Below are 14966 nucleotides of genomic sequence, written 5' to 3'. Positions count from 1 at the left end.
CTATCGTTGTTCCCTCATGTTGGTGCGCCGACCCTAGAGGGCGGCGGCTGAGTAGGAAAGTCTTTACCGAACCGGTACGTCGCGTGGGCGGCTCGAGATTTCCAGGGGCAACTGGACCCGATCTTGCATAGCAGCAATCGGGATCGGAAGGGGGCAATCTTCTTGAGGGTCTTATTCGTCACGACAGAGATGGACGACTTCGTCCGCGTCGGCGGACTCGGTGCCGTTTCTGCTGCCCTCCCCAGAGCCCTCCGCCCCTTCGCCGATATCCGGATCATGCTGCCCGGCTATCGCGACATCATCGAGCAACTCACGCATATTCAGATCGTTGGACGCTGCCCGGCATTTGCGGAGATGCCGGCCTGCTCGCTCGGCCGGGCCGCCACCAAGGACGGTCTGCCGGTCTATGTGCTGTTGTGCTCACAACTCTACGACCGCCCCGGCAACCCCTATGGCGACGAGTCCGGCCACGACTGGCCGGACAACGACATCCGCTTCGCGCGCTTTGCGTCGGCTGCCGCTGAGCTGGCCATGGGCAAGCTGGACAAGAATTGGGCAGCAGATCTGATCCATGCCAATGACTGGCAGGCCTCGCTCGTACCGGCCTATCTCGCCTGGCGCGGCGCCAAGCTGCCGTCGATCCTGACCATCCATAACCTCGCCTATCAGGGTCTCTTCCCGAAGGAGTCGCTGCGGCGGATCGGCGTCCCCGAAAGCTCCTTCCACATCGACGGCGTCGAGTTCTACGACCAGCTCTCCTTCCTCAAGGCCGGGCTTGTCTACGCCTCGCACCTCACCACCGTCAGCGGCACCTATGCGCGCGAGATCACGACGGAGGAATTCGGCTGCGGCCTCGAAGGCCTGCTGCGCGTCCGCTCCGAGGCGTCCGAGCTCACCGGCATCCTCAATGGCATCGACGAGAGCTGGGACCCGCGCTCCTGCGCCCAGCTCGCGCAACAATTCGGCGCCGGCGACTGGATCGGCAAAAAGGCCAATGCGGATTACGTGCGCAAGCAGTTCGGGCTTGCTGTCTCGCGCGGGCCGATGTTCGCGATCGTCGCACGGCTCGTGCACCAGAAGGGCATCGACCTCGTGCTGTCGGCGGCCGACGAGATCGTCGATGCCGGCGGGCAGATCGTGGTCACCGGCTCCGGCGAGCCGGCGCTCGAGCAGGCGCTGATCGACGCGCATCGCCGCCGCCCCGACGCCATCGGCGTCACCATCGGCTTCAACGACGCCCAAGCGCGGCGCATCTTCGCCGGCAGCGATTTCACCTTGATGCCGTCGCGCTTCGAGCCGTGCGGGCTGAGCCAGATGTACGCGCAACGCTTCGGCTCGCTGCCGATCGGACACCAGACCGGCGGCCTGGCCGAAACCATCACCGACGGCGAGACCGGCTTCCTGTTTCCAAGACCCTCGCACGAGTCCTTCCTCGGTGGCGTGCGCCGCGCCTTCTCCGCCTTCATGGCCCAGGACCAGCTCGACGCCATGCGCCGCAGCGCGATGGGCAGGTCGTTCTCCTGGAGCATCTCGGCGAGTAGCTACAGCAAGCTGTACAGGAAGCTGGCGGCTGTGTGAGGCTGAGGCGTACGACACCTCTATCTCCCGTCACCTCTGAGGTGGCCGCTCCTTCAGCGGCCCTCGAAGGGCGACGGCCCGGATGCATCAGCTCGACCGTGGATCCTTCAAGGCTCCCAGCGCGATGCCCCTGCATCGCGCCACTCGCACCACAGGATGACGGACTAAGAGCAGAGTAGAGAGCCCCTCACCCCTTCCCGCGCGCGTCCATTTGCGACCGGCCGATCCACGCGCGGTTGAGGCAGCGGATCATCCAGTCCGGTTGCGGCTCGCCGCGGAGCCGGGCCAATGCTTCCTGATACGGGCCGACATAGCGCAGCCGGTCGGGCAATTTCGGATAGAGGCGCTTGATCCATCGCACCGCGTTGTCGGCAGATCTCTCGTCGCGCGCATCGAGGTCAAACCCGAACCCTGCGCGCAGACGCTCCGGCAGCAGGTTCGCGGTCAGCGCCCGGTACCATCGCGGCGGCCGCAGCCAAGGACGCGCACCATCAAATATCTGCGCGGCGATCTCGCGCGCCGCCGAGCTGACGGTCAGATTGTCCGACTGCACCATCGCTGCAGTGTAGGCCGCAAAGCCCGACCAGTCGGCCGGCAGATCATCCGCCGTCAATCCGAACAGCGCGCCGAACATCCGGCTTTCCGTCCAGTACCGCTCGCGCTCCTCCACCGAGAGTGGCGGCAGAACCAAATCATGCGCCATCAGCGCAGTCTCGACCAGCGTCGCATGAACCCAGCGCAGCGACGGAACGTCGTTGGCGCAGTAGCGCGAGCCCGCCGCAAACGGGCCGACCGTCTCCGGCATCTCACCGACGATCATGCCATGGCGCCGGTGCAATTGCCGGGATGACAAGAACGCCCGGTCGAGCGAACCGAACACCATGGCAAAGACGATGTCGAAGGTGCGGTGGAAGCGCCCGATCGGATCGGCAAAGGTCTTGGAGTGCTCGGCGATGGCGGCGGCGACCCAGGGGTGGGCAAGTTGAAGCAGCAGCGCGCGGCCGGCGCCGAGGAAGATGACGGCCTCCCGATCGATCCGCCACGTCACCGTGTCAGGACCGAACACGCCTGCAACCGGTCCCGCTGCGCGCGCGCGGACCTGATCGAGAGCCAATTCCAGATCGTTGCCGGACACCACGTGCAGGCCCTCTCGACGTCGGACGAAGGCCGACGATCCGCAAAGCCTGTGGCAATTCGATGAAGCAAACGACGGCTTGCGGCGCTATTCTGCGGCCAGCGGCATCTCGTCCAGATGCTCGTGCAGCACCACGCCCGACAACGGATCGAATTCGCCGATCCACGGCTTTCGCTCGAGCACCGATCTCGTGTGGGCATAGCCCGCATCCCAGCGCTGCATGATGCCGGACGGGCTGAAGTCGATGTCCTTGGTGTGGCTCTCGTGGTCGAGCTGGGGTGCGAGCAGCCGCACCACATGCATCCGGGTCGGGCAGCCGTAGCTGATCAACTCCTTCACCGCAGGATCGCCGCGCTCGCTTTCGGGCAGATGCCCGGCGAGCTGGTTGATGACGTGGCGGAGACGATGGGCCTGCTGCTGGCGGGCAATGTGGCTCGCGATGCGGCTGGAGTACTGCACGTCCTTGTGACGGTTCAGCACCTCCGCCATCGTGGTCGGCTCGGCACCGACGGGATTCCACAGATGCACCGCGAAGATCAGCGAATTCCTGCGCGGATTGTCGTCGAAGACCGCCTCGGTTGGCGTGTTCGACAGGATGCCACCGTCCCAATAGAGCTCACCGTCGATGCGCACTGCCGGAAACGCCGGTGGAAGCGCGCCCGAGGCCATGATGTGTTTCACCGTCAGCTCGCCGTCACGGCTGTCGAAATAGCGCATCTGGCTGCTGCGGACATGAGCCGCGCCGACCGTCAGCCGTGGTGCGCAGCGATTGACGAGGCCGAAATCGACGAGCTCGCGCAACGTTTTCTCCAGCGGAGCGGTCGAATAGAAGCCGGCGTGGTCGGCCCCCAGCGGGTAAGAATCGCCCGCATGCGCCAGCGGATTGGGGCGGAAGAAGCCGGGGATGCCACTGGTCACCGTCGACCAATAGGCCAGCTTTTCGTTGAACCCGGGAAACACGCTGCGCAGATTCCAGACCGGATTCTGCTCCATCCGTTTCCAGAATTCCTTCAGTCGCACCAGCCGCTGTCCAGGCTCATTGCCTGCGATGAGGCTCGCATTGATCGCACCGATCGAAGTGCCGATGATCCAATCCGGCTCGATCCCGGCCTCGTGCAGCGCCTGGTAGACCCCGGCCTGATACGAGCCGAGCGCGCCGCCGCCCTGGAGTACCAGCACGACCTGGCCCGGTAGGCCCTTGCCCTGTGTTTTATCCTGTGTGCCGTTCATGGTTCGCTCCTGATGAGCCTGCACTGGTCGAATATTCGCCGTTGGCCGCGACTTGTTACTCCGGACCGAGCGATCCCGCTTCATGTCAATGCGCAGTCCAGCCGCCATCGACCGGAAGCGCAATGCCGGTGATCGAGGCGGCTGCGTCGGTCGCCAGGAACACCGTGAGGGCGCCAAGCTGCTCGACCGTGGCGAAGCGTTTGTTGGGCTGCTGCGCGAGCAGCACGTCGCGGACGACCTGATCACGCGAGATGCCGTGTGCCTGGGCCTGCCCATCGATCTGCGCCTCGACCAGCGGCGTGTAGACGTAACCCGGGCAGATGGCATTGCAGGTAATGCCTTCCTCCGCAGTCTCCAGCGCCGTCACCTTGGTCAGGCCGACGATACCATGCTTGGCTGCGACATAGGCCGCCTTGAACGGCGAGCCGACGAGGCCGTGCGCAGATGCGACGTTCATGATCCGGCCAAAGCCGTTCTGGCGCATCGCGGGCAGCGCGAGCCGTGTCGTGTGGAAAGCCGACGACAGGTTGATCGCCAGGATCTGGTCCCATTTTTCGACCGGAAACTGCTCGAGCGGTGCGACATGCTGGATGCCGGCGTTGTTGACGAGAATGTCGAGTCGACCAAATTGCGCCCCCGTCGCCGCGATCATCTCGGCGATCGATTCCGGCCGGGTCATGTCCGCCGGCGAATAGCTCGCCTTGACACCGAACTCGGCGGTGATCTGCTCGCGCGTCCGGCTGATCTCGCTGGCGACACCCAGGCCGTTGAGCACGATGTCGGCGCCCGCGGCGGCCAGCGCCCGCGCAATGCCAAGGCCGATCCCGCTGGTCGATCCGGTAACCAGCGCCACCTTGCCGGTCAACACCCTTGACGAAGCCGGCGTCTGCGACGTGATGGGAATATTCATGATCCAAACCTCTTCTGGGCCACGACCGGCGCAACGCACGCGCCATCGCTGGGCCGAAATGTGCGGGATCATCGCACCTGGCGGAAATGCCGGTTGGCTTCCGAGTCCATACGTCCGCGCTATCGTAGGCGGGATGTCATTTCCCGTCGCGATCGGCTAGGTTTCGGGCCGATCTTGCTGGGGAGCCGATCCATGGAAATGCATCAAGTCCGCTATTTCCTCGCGGTGGCGCAGCTGTTGAATTTCACCCGCGCCGCCGAGGAGTGCAACGTGACGCAGCCTTCGCTGACGCGCGCCATCAAGCAGCTCGAGGCCGAGCTCGGTGGCGACCTGTTTCGCCGCGAGCGGCCCGCGGCACAACTGACCGAGCTCGGCCAGCGCATGCATCCGCTGCTGAAGCAGTGCTACGATGCCGCTGCCGGCGCACGCTCGCTCGCCTCCTCGTTCAAGAGCGGAGAGATCGGCGCGCTGCGCATCGCGCTGACGCATTCGATCGATCTTTCGCTGCTCATTCCCCACCTGAACCAGATCAAGCGGCAGTTCAATCGGCTGGAATTTCGCTTCCTGCGCGGCTCCAGCCGCGACGTCGCCGAATTCCTGAAAGAGGGCGAGGCCGAACTCGGCATCGCGGCCGAAATCGACGAATCCTGGGAGCGGCTCGATGTCTGGCCGCTGTTCACGGAGAGCTTCGAGCTCGTGGTCAACGAGGGACATCGCCTGGCCGGCCGCAGCTCCATCGAGCTGGACGATCTGCAGGCGGAGCAACTGCTAAGCCGGACATTTTGCGAGCATTCCAGCCGAATCTCCACGAGCCTGCGGGAGCACGGCATCGACGTCGAGCATGGCCATGAGGTCTCGAGCGAGCACGATCTGATCGAACTCGTCGAAGCCGATATCGGCGTCGCCATGGTCCCCCACTCCTCCCCCGTGCCGGAGAAGTTGACGCGCGCTGCGGTCGCAGGGCTCGACGCCCGCCGCACCGTCAGCCTTTACGGGGTGGCCGGCCGGCAACGCACGGCGGTGGCCAATGCGGTGATGCGGATGCTGCGCGGTGCCGACTGGCGGGCGATCGCCGGTTAGGTTCGCTGCACCGGGACGACGCGGGCTTCAGCGCCTTCCGCTCGCGCCCGCGAGCGCCTCGAGCAGATCGTCGATCTCCATGCGCTTGCGAAAATCAGGATCGACGAAGCGGGCTTTGACGATGCCGTCGCGGCCGACCACGAACACGGCCGGAATCGGCAGCATCCAGCCGTCATTGCCGTGAAATTTCGCCATGTCCTGATAGGACAGCAGGTTCTTGATCTCGGCGCCGAGCCAGATCGCGAGGTTCAACGACAGCGCGTAACCATTGTCGAGATCCGTCAGGATCGGAAATGGCGCACCCGAATCGGCCTTGAGCTGCCGGGTGTACTCCTGGGTCTCCGGCACGATTGCGACGATCTGCGCGCCCATGGCTTCGATGCGGTCAAGCGCCTGGACCACCGCGGACATTGAGCCTGCAATAGGGACACCAATGACCACGGAAGAACATCACCGCGACCGGGCCGCGCTCCAGCAGCGCGGCCAGCGCGACCAGACGTCCGCTGTCATCCGGCAGCATGAACGGCGGCATCGCATCCCCCGGACTCGGCGCGCTCTCGCCGCCGCCATTCCCACCCAATCTCGCCACGAGGCGATCGACCGCCTCGCCATAGGCCGGGAAGACCTTGCGGCTGGCATCGGCATAGGCGCGCAACTGTTCGTTCAGTGTGCCGTCCATATCGCGGCAGCGCTGGAAGGCAGACCTGAGACGTTCGGTGTCGGCTGGTGAGAGAGACGTCATCTTCCGCTCCGGCACTCTTGAGGCGAATATTAGTTTCCCGGTTCGGCTGCCCGCAAGGGGCGGCTTGGCGACCATCGGACCCCGGAAGCTCCCGAAGCGGAAATGCCGATGCCCAATCGGTTCGATAGCCGCCGCGCATCAAGATAGCACGAGGCTATCGCATCGAGAGCAAGCCGGCATTTCAGCTTCGACGCAGTCTCGACGAAGCTCCTGCCATAGCCGGCAACCAGCAAGGTTCCGGCCAGCACAGGAGACCTCCCATGTCCAAGAGCCACATCTTACCGCGTCTGATCTTTCCGGGCCTTGCCATCGTCGGTGCATTGGCACTCTCGGCGCAGCCGGTATTCGCCGGCGAATGCCCGGCCGACAAGATCAAGCCGAACGCGCAACAGATGGTCGACGCCAAGGCCGTCGGCGTCACCGACGTCACGCTCGGCGCCATCGATCTCGGCAAGCAGCCAGCGCATATCGAGGGCCGCGAGCTGCGCTTCCGCAAGCTGACCATCGAGCCCGGCGGCATCGTGCCCTGGCACAGCCACGACGATCGCCCCGCCTTGATCTTCGTGCAGCAGGGCGAGATCGTCGAATACGCCTCCAACTGCGCCGATCCGATCGTGCACAAGGCCGGCGACATCCGGCCCGAGGTATCAGGCACCTCGCACTGGTGGAAGAACCGCGGCAAGGAGACGGTCATTCTCTATGTCGGCGACGTTCGCAGGGACCCGCAAGACCACAACATGTAACGCGTGCACCTGCCCCAGCGCACCCGTTACCGGATGCGGCGCCCGGTACTCCCCAAGCCTTCCAAACTGCCGGGCGCCGCACCCACCACAGGAGGAGCTGCATCATGGCCGACCTTTCCGCGCATGCCGGGACCGACGTGATCATCACGGATACGCACACCAAGCGAGTTGCGCTCCGTTCGCTTGTCATCGGCCTGACTGCTTTCCTGACCGTCGTCGACCTCTTCGCGACGCAGGCGATCCTACCCTCGCTGACGCGGCACTACGGTGTCACGCCCGCGGCGATGGGCTTTGCCGTCAATGCCAGCACCTTCGGCATGGCCATCGCAGGCCTCGTCGTCGGCTTTCTCAGTCCGCATATCGATCGCCGCACCGGAATCCTCCTCAGCCTGGCGCTTCTCGCGATCCCGACCAGCCTGCTGGCGGTCGCGCCAAACCTTGCAGTCTTCACCGCTCTGCGCATCGCCCAGGGTCTCTGCATGGCGTCTGCCTTCGCACTGACGCTGGCCCATCTCGGCGAGCAATGCAGCGCCATGGACGCCGGTACTGCGTTTGCCGCCTACATAACCGGAAACGTCGCCAGCAATCTGCTCGGCCGGCTGATCTCGGCGGCGGTCGCCGATGGCCTCGGATTGCAATGGAACTTCTATTTCTTCGCAAGCCTCAATCTCGCCGGCGCCGCGCTGGTCTACTTCACCATCAAACGCGTCCAGCCCGTATCACCGACCACGCCGGTGGGCGCACCGTTTGCCGCCATGATCGCACATTGGCGCGATCCGCGATTGCGCGCCGCTTTCGGCATCGGCTTCTGCATTCTGTTCGCCTTCATCGGCACCTTCACCTTCGTCAATTTCGTCCTGGTCCGGCCGCCGCTGTCGCTCGGCATGATGGACCTCGGCCTGGTCTACTTCGTCTTCCTGCCGTCGGTCGTCACGACGTTGCTGGCTGGCCGGGCCGCATCGCGCCTGGGAACACGCGTGACGATATGGGCAGCGCTCGCGGTTGCCGGCGTCGGCTTGCCGCTGATGCTTTCTGCGCGTCTCGGCGAAGTGCTGATTGGAATGGTTCTGGTCGGTGTTGGCACATTCTTCGCGCAGGCCGCAGCTACCGGCTTCGTCGGGCAGACTGCGGCCGACAACCGCGGCGTTGCCAGCGGCACCTATCTGGCGTGTTATTTCGGTGGCGGACTGATCGGCACGGCCGTGCTCGGACGTCTGTTCGACGCCTTCGGCTGGCACGCGTGCGTGGCGGGTGTCGGCGTGGCGCTCGCGGCAGCGGCCCTCTTCACCTTCGCCTTGAAACGCTAGCGCTTCGCCGGCACTTCCTGCGGCGGCGGATCGTCGTCGGCAATGGCGCGCCAGGCGGCGCCGTCGAGATCGTCGTACTGGCCGCTGCGCAGCGACCAGAGGAAGGCGACGAGGCCGGCGCCTCCGAGCATCAGCGCCAGCGGCACCAGGAAGACCAGGATCTCCATCACACGAACTCCCGCGAGGCGCTGCGGGCGCGCAGCGAGTTCAGCATCACCAGGATCGAGGACCCGCTCATGGCAGCCGCCGCAATCAGGGGCGTCACGACGCCGCTGATCGCCACCGGCACGGCCAGCACATTATAGCCGATCGCGAGCCAGAGATTTTGCCGCATCAGATGCAGCGCCTTGCGCGCGGAATCGATGGCCGCAATGACAGGGGCCAGCGGCCGGCCGAGAAAGACGAGATCGGCGGTGGCCTGGCTGAGATGCGCGGCCGAGATCGGCGACATCGAGACATGGGCAGCCGCCAGCGAGGGCGCGTCGTTCATGCCGTCGCCAACCATCAGCACTTTCGCGCCGCGCCGTTTCAATTCCTCGATCCGCGCGATCTTGTCGGCCGGCGTGACGCCCGCGCGCCATTCGGCAACGCCCAGCGCATGAGCCGCCGCGATCACGGCGGACTCGCGGTCGCCGGAGAGAATTTCGATGCCGATGTTGCGGTCCTTCAGCGCTGCGATCACGGCCTGCGCATCCGGACGCAGGCCCTGACGCACGGAGAGAATGAACCTGTCGGCCCCCTTGCTGAACGCCACGACGGACGCTTCGGGATCGAGCGTGACGCCGCCGACCAAAGCTTCGGCACCGCAGAAGGACGGCCGACCAAGGCGGATCTCGACACCATCCACCACAGCACGAACGCCCTGCCCGGCCTCCTCGACTGCACCGACGATCGGCGATTTTGCACCGGCGGCCTGCGCGACAGCAGCGGCGACCGGATGATGGCTCGACAGCGCGAGGCGGCCGGCGAGATCGAAGACGTCCGCAGGAATATCGGCCGCATTCGTCACGTCGAGATCCGGCAGCGTCAGCGTGCCGGTCTTGTCGAAGATGACGTGGTCGGCTTCGGCAAGCCGCTCGATGGCATCGCCGGAATTGAGCAGCACGCCCGCCTTGAACATCGCACCCGAGGCCACCGTCTGCACGGTCGGAATGGCAAGGCCGAGCGCGCAGGGACAGGTGATGATGAGCACCGCAACGCCGGTGACGATCGCATCGTGCCAGTTCGCTCCCGCGATGACCCAGCCAAGGATCGTGATCAGCGCGGTCGCATGTACCACCGGCGCATAGAGCCGCGAAGCGCGGTCGGCGAGCCGCATGTAGCGCGAGCGAGCCTGCAGGGCATTGTCGAGCAGGCGCGTGATCTCGGCGAGCAGCGTTGCTTCCGACGCGGCCGAGACCCGCACCCGCAACGTCCCGGAGATATTCATCGAGCCGGCATAGACCGGCGTGCCGTGCTCGGCCATGACATAGAGCGTCTCGCCGGTGATCAGGCTCTGGTCGATCTCGGAGCGCCCCTCGATCACGGTGCCGTCGACGGCGCAGCGCTCGCCCGGTCGCAGCAGCACGATGTCGCCGGGATGGATCGCAACGACCGGCACCTGCGAGATTTCATCAGGCCCGACGAACTTCGCCGCGGTCTCCGCCTTCAACGCCGCGAGATTGCCGGCGACCGCGCGGGTTCGCCGCCGCATGTTCTGGTCGAGGAAGCGACCGACCAGCAGGAACGTGAGCAGCATGATCGCCGCGTCGAAGTAGGCGTGCTCGGCATGGTTGACGGTCTCGACCACGGACATGCCGAGTGCAAGACACACGCCGATCGAAATCGGCACGTCCATGTTGGTGGTCTTGTTCGACAGCGCACGCCAGGCCGAACGGAAGAACGGCTGGCCGGCATAGGCCGCCGCCGGCAGCGCGATCAGCGCCGACAGCCAGTGGAAGAAGTCGCGCTGCTCCGGCAGCATGTCCGAGACGTTGCCCGACCATACCGGGATCGACAGCATCATCACGTTCATGGTGGCAAACGCGGCGACACCGAGGCAACGCAGCAGGAAGCGCGATTCGGCGACCTCGGTCGCTTCCGCGCTTTCGGTTTCGTAAGGATAGGCCTTGTAGCCGAGCTCTTCGAGCCGATCGATGAAACGGGCGGGATCGAGCGTGCCCTGTTTCCATTCCAGCGCGACGCGCCGGTCGGTGAGGTTCACCCGTGCCATCGTGACATCCGGGATGGCCTGCAGACCGCGCTCGATCTTGGCCATGCAGCCGGCGCAATGAACGCCCTCGACCGCCAGATCGATATGCTGAATGCCTGCGCCCGCGGCGCGGACGTAGTGAGAGAAATCGCGTGTCACCTGCATGGGAAGACCTCAGTTCAGGATCACGCGATTGCGCGACAGGAACACGCGCTCACCCTTGGCGTCACCCTCGATGACGAGATCCCACTGGCCCGGCGCAACCGAGGCCGCGTTGCCGCGATAAATGCCGACGCCGGCTTCCGCGAGCTCGACCGCAAGGTCGGCGCGCTTGTCGGTCGGCCGCTCCAGGCGCCCGCCGAATTTCAAGCCGCTCACCGGCTGACCCGCCGCATCGCGCGCCTCGACCTGCAGCACGGCATTGCCATCGGCGCGCCGCTCGATATGCGCATTGACTTTCCATTTGCGCGCGGCCTGGTCCTGCGCCGCCGAGATCTCGCGGTCATAGGCGAGACCCGCGGCATAGGGGCTGTCGACGTCGGTGCCGGGCAGCGTCGCGATCGCGAGCTTCATCATGGTGACGTTGACGCCGATCACTACCCCGAAGAAGGCGACCAGCATCAGGAACACCTTGGTTCCGGTCAGCGGCTTGGTGGCCATGGCGATCTCCTGAACTTACGGCGCGACGAAATTGTCGGTGGTGGAGGCGACCTCGCCAAGCCCGATATCGGTAACGTGGAAGTGCACCGGGATCGACTTCTCCGGATTGTTGTCGGCCGGCGCGGTGACGAGCAGGCGCAGCTCACTGGTGGAGTCGCGCGGGACCACGATCATCGGCCTGTCGGGCGTTACCGAATCGACGCCGACGACGTGAATCGTGGAATTGACCGGGCCATCGGCGTCGATCGCGATGACGCGATCGTAGCCGCTCTTGTTCAACAGCCGCACCGTATAGGCATTTCGGATCGAGCCGTCGCTGAGCTTGACCGCGACCGGGTTGCGGTCGTGCAGCACGTTGACGTCGAGCAGGCTACGGGTCGCGAGCGTATAGATCATGATGCCGCCGACCGCGGCAATGATCGCGCTGTAGACCACCGTGCGGGCCCGGACGATGCGGTAGACCGGCGGCTTGCCTTCCTGGCGGCGATGGATGTTGATGTCGTTGTCATAGCCGATCAGCCGCTTCGGCCGACCGATCTTGGTCATCACGTTGTCGCAGGCGTCGATGCAGAGCCCGCACTGGATGCATTCGAGCTGCGGTCCGTTGCGGATATCGATGCCGGTCGGGCAGACCGCGACGCATTGGTAGCAGTCGACACAATCGCCGACCTGCTCGCCGAGCGCGCGCAGCTCCGCGGCCTTCTTGACCGAGGTGCGCTTCTCGCCGCGGTCGTAGCGATAGGTGACGTTGAGCGCCCATTCGTCGGTGAGCGCAGCCTGGATGCGCGGCCACGGGCACATATAGGTGCAGACCTGCTCGCGCATGTAACCGGCCAGTACGTAGGTCGTGGCCGTCAGGATGCCGATCCAGCTATAGGCGATCATCGGCGCCTGGAAGGTCAGGAGCTCTTTCACCAGCGTCGGGGCGTCGTTGAAATAGAGCACCCAGGCGCCACCGGTCCACCAGGCGATCATGAGCCAGATCGCGTGCTTGAGCCCGATCTCGGAGGCGCGCTTGATCGTCAGCGTACCGGCCGATTTATCCTTCCGCATCCGCTCGCGGCGGTCGCCCTCGACGAGGCGCTCGACCGCGTAGAACAGGTCGGTCCAGACCGTCTGCGGGCAGAGATAGCCGCACCAGATGCGGCCGCCGACCGAGTTCATCAGGAACAGCGCCACCGCGGCAACGATCAAGAGGCCGGTGAAGTAGTAGACCTCCTGCGGCCACAGCTCGATGAAGAAGAAGTAGAAGCGGCTGTTGGGGAGATCGATCAGCACCGCCTGGCTGGGGGCGCCGAGGCCGCGGTTCCAGCGCACGAAGGGCAGGAAGTAGTAGACGCCGAGGCAGAACGCCATCAGGCCCCATTTGATCCGGCGAAAGGTGCCGGAGACGCTCTGGGGATAAACCTTCTTGCGGGCTGCATAGAGCGGCCCGTTGTCATCAACCGGTGTGAGGTCTTTCGGGTTTACGGTCTTGTTCATCGCTCGGGACTCTCGAAGAGGTGCGATTAAACCTAGACCCGACGCCGCTGGGTCAGTTGATCCAGCTCAAGCGGGGGCATTTTTGTTCGCCCCCGCTTGTCGCCATGAGGCTATTTTCCACCGCCCAGCGAGTGGACGTAGACTGCCATCGCCTTGATGGTGGCGGGATCGAGCCGCCCTTCCCAGGCCGGCATGACGCCGGCGCGGCCATTGCCGATGGTCTCGATCAGGACCGCCTCGTCGGAGCCGTAGAGCCAGATCTTGTCGGTCAGATTGGGCGCGCCGAGTTCCTGGTTGCCCTTGCCGCCATCGCCATGGCAGGCGACGCAATTGTCGACGAAGATCTTCTCACCCTTGGCGGCGTCATAACCCTTCCTGGTCGAGAGGCCGGACAGCGAGCGCACGTAATTGGCGACCGTGACGATCTCTTCTGGCTTCAGCACGCCGTCCTTGCCGAAGGCCAGCATCTGGCCCTCATGCGTCTTGGCGTGGCCGGAGCGTGCGCCGAACTGGATGGTCTGCATGATCTGGTCGAGCGTGCCGCCCCACAGCCAGTCGTCGTCGTTCAGGTTCGGGAAGCCCTTGGCGCCGGCAGCGCCGGAGCCATGGCACGGCGCGCAATTGTCGCCGAACACGGTCTTGCCCTTGGCGCGAGCGAGCGCCAGCAAGGCCGGGTCCTTCTCGATGTCGGCGAGCGAGGCAGTGCCGAGTGCCGCCATCTTGTCACCCCGGATCTTCTCGAGATTGGCAAGCTCGACCGCGACGTCGGCGCGCGACGAGTAGCCGAACAGGCCCGTCGTGTTGCTCGATATCAGCGGCCAGGCCGGATAGACGACCCAATAGGCGACCGCCCAAACGATGGTCAGGTAGAAGCAGATCACCCACCAGCGCGGCAGCGGCGTGTTGAGCTCCTTGATGCCGTCCCACTCATGCCCGGTCGTGGCCCTGCCGGTGACGGAATCGATTTCACTATGGTCGGTCATGATCTCTCACTCCTCCCGCAGCGGCAGGCTGGCCGCTTCGTCGAACACAGCCTTGTTGCGAGGCCAAAACGCGTAGGCGATGATCGCGAGAAAGATCGCGACGAAGACTGGCGTCCAGATCGTGGTCACGAGACCGGACGCGAGATTGTCGAGTGTCAGGATGGCTTTCATCGGTGATGCCTTCTCAGCGAAGATTGGCTTTCTCGTTGTAGAGCTTGAAGTCGACCAGCGTGCCGAGCATCTGCAGGTACGCGATCAGCGCGTCCATCTCGGTCGGCGTTCCGGTCTTGCCGTCGAAATTGCGCACGACGGCCTTGGCGTAGCGCTTGGTGAAGGCATCGCCGCCGGCATTGTCCGGATCGGCCTGGGCCTTCATGTCGGCGGCCGCGTTGGCGATCTGGTCGTCGGTATAGGGCACGCCGACGGTCCGCAGCGTACGCATGTGGTCGGCAATCGTGTCCGTGTTGACCTCCGTTTGAGCCAGGAAGGGATAGCCCGGCATCACCGACTGCGGCACGATGGCACGCGGGTTGGTCAGATGGGTCACGTGCCAGTCGTCGGAATATTTGGCGCCGACGCGAGCAAGGTCAGGCCCGGTACGCTTCGAGCCCCACTGGAACGGATGGTCGAACATGCTCTCGGCGGCTAGCGAGAAGTGGCCGTAGCGCTCGACCTCGTCGCGCAGAGGCCGGATCATCTGCGAATGGCAGAGATAGCAGCCCTCGCGGACGTAGACGTTGCGGCCGGCGAGCTCCAGCGGCGTGTAGGGCCTGACGCCGTCGACCACCTCGATCGTGCTCTTGAGGTAGAACAGCGGCGTGATCTCGACGAGACCGCCGATCGCGATCACCAGCAGAATGCCGACGACCAGGATGATCGAGTTCTTTTCGAAGACTTGGTGGCGTGTCCAGAACGACATGGGAAG

Annotated in this window: 14 protein-coding genes and 1 pseudogene; 4 read left to right on the top strand and 11 right to left on the bottom strand. The window is 64.9% G+C overall.

The window, feature by feature from the left end; all coding sequences use genetic code 11:
• Positions 1–162: 162 nt before the first annotated feature.
• Entirely contained in the window at positions 163–1578 is a 1416-nt protein-coding gene (gene glgA / locus JQ587_RS07520; RefSeq protein WP_212424880.1) for a glycogen synthase GlgA, read from the top strand.
• A gap of 187 nt (positions 1579–1765) precedes the next feature.
• Here glgA and JQ587_RS07515 read toward each other — a convergent pair whose 3' ends face one another.
• The 3 genes from JQ587_RS07515 to JQ587_RS07505 form a co-directional block, all read right to left on the bottom strand.
• Positions 1766–2716, bottom strand: coding sequence for an oxygenase MpaB family protein (locus tag JQ587_RS07515; RefSeq protein ID WP_212424879.1), 951 nt, complete (start codon positions 2714–2716; stop codon positions 1766–1768).
• Positions 2717–2800: 84 nt separating this feature from the next.
• Positions 2801–3943, bottom strand: a complete 1143-nt coding sequence (locus tag JQ587_RS07510; protein ID WP_212424878.1) for a patatin-like phospholipase family protein — start codon at positions 3941–3943, stop codon at positions 2801–2803.
• 85 nt (positions 3944–4028) lie between these two features.
• Positions 4029–4853, bottom strand: coding sequence for a 3-hydroxybutyrate dehydrogenase (locus JQ587_RS07505; protein ID WP_212297874.1), 825 nt, complete (start codon positions 4851–4853; stop codon positions 4029–4031).
• 192 nt (positions 4854–5045) lie between these two features.
• On the opposite strand from JQ587_RS07505, the gene JQ587_RS07500 reads away from it, so the two are divergent.
• Positions 5046–5933: a LysR family transcriptional regulator gene (locus JQ587_RS07500; protein WP_212297873.1), complete on the top strand. Its 888-nt coding sequence runs from the start codon at positions 5046–5048 to the stop codon at positions 5931–5933.
• A 27-nt stretch (positions 5934–5960) separates the two neighbouring features.
• Here JQ587_RS07500 and JQ587_RS07495 read toward each other — a convergent pair.
• A pseudogene (locus JQ587_RS07495) lies at positions 5961–6675 on the bottom strand (peroxiredoxin-like family protein).
• Positions 6676–6935: 260 nt separating this feature from the next.
• Between JQ587_RS07495 and JQ587_RS07490 the strand changes: the two are divergent.
• Both JQ587_RS07490 and JQ587_RS07485 read left to right on the top strand, forming a co-directional pair.
• Positions 6936–7418 carry a cupin domain-containing protein gene (locus JQ587_RS07490; RefSeq protein ID WP_212424877.1) on the top strand — a complete coding sequence of 161 codons (483 nt, stop codon included), beginning with the start codon at positions 6936–6938 and terminating at the stop codon, positions 7416–7418.
• 104 nt (positions 7419–7522) lie between these two features.
• Positions 7523–8725 carry an MFS transporter gene (locus JQ587_RS07485; protein WP_212424876.1) on the top strand — a complete coding sequence of 401 codons (1203 nt, stop codon included), beginning with the start codon at positions 7523–7525 and terminating at the stop codon, positions 8723–8725.
• On the opposite strand, the gene ccoS is transcribed toward JQ587_RS07485, so the two are convergent.
• From ccoS to ccoO, 7 genes are all read right to left on the bottom strand, one after another.
• Positions 8722–8892: a cbb3-type cytochrome oxidase assembly protein CcoS gene (gene ccoS / locus JQ587_RS07480; protein ID WP_212297869.1), complete on the bottom strand. Its 171-nt coding sequence runs from the start codon at positions 8890–8892 to the stop codon at positions 8722–8724. The genes JQ587_RS07485 and ccoS overlap by 4 nt on opposite strands.
• Positions 8892–11081, bottom strand: coding sequence for a cation-translocating P-type ATPase (locus JQ587_RS07475; protein ID WP_212424875.1), 2190 nt, complete (start codon positions 11079–11081; stop codon positions 8892–8894). Before JQ587_RS07475 ends, ccoS begins: the two co-directional genes overlap by 1 nt.
• Before the next feature lie 9 nt (positions 11082–11090).
• Positions 11091–11576, bottom strand: a complete 486-nt coding sequence (locus tag JQ587_RS07470; RefSeq protein ID WP_212424874.1) for a FixH family protein — start codon at positions 11574–11576, stop codon at positions 11091–11093.
• A gap of 15 nt (positions 11577–11591) precedes the next feature.
• Positions 11592–13058 (bottom strand): cytochrome c oxidase accessory protein CcoG, encoded by a 1467-nt coding sequence (gene ccoG, locus JQ587_RS07465; RefSeq protein ID WP_212424873.1) that lies wholly within the window; start codon positions 13056–13058, stop codon positions 11592–11594.
• A gap of 110 nt (positions 13059–13168) precedes the next feature.
• Complete coding sequence (ccoP, locus tag JQ587_RS07460; protein WP_212424872.1) at positions 13169–14041, bottom strand: cytochrome-c oxidase, cbb3-type subunit III; 873 nt, start codon at positions 14039–14041, stop codon at positions 13169–13171.
• Positions 14042–14047: 6 nt separating this feature from the next.
• Positions 14048–14212: a cbb3-type cytochrome oxidase subunit 3 gene (locus JQ587_RS07455; protein ID WP_212297864.1), complete on the bottom strand. Its 165-nt coding sequence runs from the start codon at positions 14210–14212 to the stop codon at positions 14048–14050.
• 13 nt (positions 14213–14225) lie between these two features.
• Positions 14226–14960 (bottom strand): cytochrome-c oxidase, cbb3-type subunit II, encoded by a 735-nt coding sequence (ccoO, locus tag JQ587_RS07450; protein ID WP_212297863.1) that lies wholly within the window; start codon positions 14958–14960, stop codon positions 14226–14228.
• Between the last annotated feature and the right edge of the window lie 6 nt (positions 14961–14966).

Source organism: Bradyrhizobium manausense, from assembly GCF_018130615.1.
GTDB lineage: Bacteria > Pseudomonadota > Alphaproteobacteria > Rhizobiales > Xanthobacteraceae > Bradyrhizobium > Bradyrhizobium manausense_A.
The sequence above is the reverse complement of the archived record's forward strand: the minus strand, read 5'-3'. Positions and strand labels throughout refer to the sequence as shown.

Coding starts and splice junctions, on each gene's coding strand:
- ccoP (WP_212424872.1), bottom strand. CDS start 14,041: ATGACCGACCATAGTGAAATCGATTCCGTCACCGGCAGGGCCACGACC.
- ccoO (WP_212297863.1), bottom strand. CDS start 14,960: ATGTCGTTCTGGACACGCCACCAAGTCTTCGAAAAGAACTCGATCATC.
- JQ587_RS07475 (WP_212424875.1), bottom strand. CDS start 11,081: ATGCAGGTGACACGCGATTTCTCTCACTACGTCCGCGCCGCGGGCGCA.
- JQ587_RS07510 (WP_212424878.1), bottom strand. CDS start 3,943: ATGAACGGCACACAGGATAAAACACAGGGCAAGGGCCTACCGGGCCAG.
- JQ587_RS07505 (WP_212297874.1), bottom strand. CDS start 4,853: ATGAATATTCCCATCACGTCGCAGACGCCGGCTTCGTCAAGGGTGTTG.
- JQ587_RS07470 (WP_212424874.1), bottom strand. CDS start 11,576: ATGGCCACCAAGCCGCTGACCGGAACCAAGGTGTTCCTGATGCTGGTC.
- JQ587_RS07485 (WP_212424876.1), top strand. CDS start 7,523: ATGGCCGACCTTTCCGCGCATGCCGGGACCGACGTGATCATCACGGAT.
- JQ587_RS07500 (WP_212297873.1), top strand. CDS start 5,046: ATGGAAATGCATCAAGTCCGCTATTTCCTCGCGGTGGCGCAGCTGTTG.
- JQ587_RS07490 (WP_212424877.1), top strand. CDS start 6,936: ATGTCCAAGAGCCACATCTTACCGCGTCTGATCTTTCCGGGCCTTGCC.
- ccoG (WP_212424873.1), bottom strand. CDS start 13,058: ATGAACAAGACCGTAAACCCGAAAGACCTCACACCGGTTGATGACAAC.
- JQ587_RS07455 (WP_212297864.1), bottom strand. CDS start 14,212: ATGAAAGCCATCCTGACACTCGACAATCTCGCGTCCGGTCTCGTGACC.
- ccoS (WP_212297869.1), bottom strand. CDS start 8,892: ATGGAGATCCTGGTCTTCCTGGTGCCGCTGGCGCTGATGCTCGGAGGC.